We start from the raw sequence: 628 nt of genomic DNA on the forward strand, positions 1-628 counted from the left end.
TATTTTAGGACGAGACAGAAATTTAGTTTAATCAACTCGATATGTGCCTATAACGGGATTTGCTTAGTTGAGGCGGAAGCGAGCGATCATTTCGCAGTTAGTTGCGGTATCGATTTTTTCCACCATAGAGGCAATTTTAGGGTTTGGATGGCGTTTCATGAAATCGATAAGTGCTTTTTTACAACAGCCAATAGAATCAATAAAGCTAGCACATTGTGTATTGGGACACTGGGGGATCAGAGTCAGTACTTTCTCTGAAGCCAATTGAAGATACTTAAGTTCATACTCGGTATCACCTGCCCAGCGCCAGAATTGTGCAAGGTTATGACAAGATATCACCGAGATCAGTAACCGCTCATCGGCCTCTATATCTGTACGCTCAGTAATCTCCTCACTTAGGTTCAGTGCCTGCTGATAATGAAGAATACTTCGTATAGGATCGTCGAGCTGCAATGCCGTATCGGCGAGTAACGTGTGTTTTTCCCATTCGCTAATCATTGTATTACCTCACTAATCAATAGGGGTGATAATTTAAATGATAATCATTATCAAGTAAAGTTTCATCGGTGAGATTGTTAATAATATATAGGGCATGTGACCTTTTGAGCTTGTTTTTGCAGCGAGTTGC

Annotated in this window: 1 protein-coding gene; it reads right to left on the reverse strand. The window is 40.8% G+C overall.

Annotation, left to right across the window (positions count from 1 at the left end):
• Positions 1 to 63: 63 nt before the first annotated feature.
• Positions 64 to 498 carry a DUF2753 domain-containing protein gene (locus tag BCT81_RS28295; protein WP_102426587.1) on the reverse strand — a complete coding sequence of 145 codons (435 nt, stop codon included), beginning with the start codon at positions 496 to 498 and terminating at the stop codon, positions 64 to 66.
• Between the last annotated feature and the right edge of the window lie 130 nt (positions 499 to 628).

Source organism: Vibrio sp. 10N.261.52.A1 (assembly GCF_002876325.1).
Taxonomy (GTDB): domain Bacteria; phylum Pseudomonadota; class Gammaproteobacteria; order Enterobacterales; family Vibrionaceae; genus Vibrio; species Vibrio chagasii.

Excerpts from the sequence above, each read along its gene's own strand:
- BCT81_RS28295 (WP_102426587.1), bottom strand. The coding sequence starts at position 498 with ATGATTAGCGAATGGGAAAAACACACGTTACTCGCCGATACGGCATTG.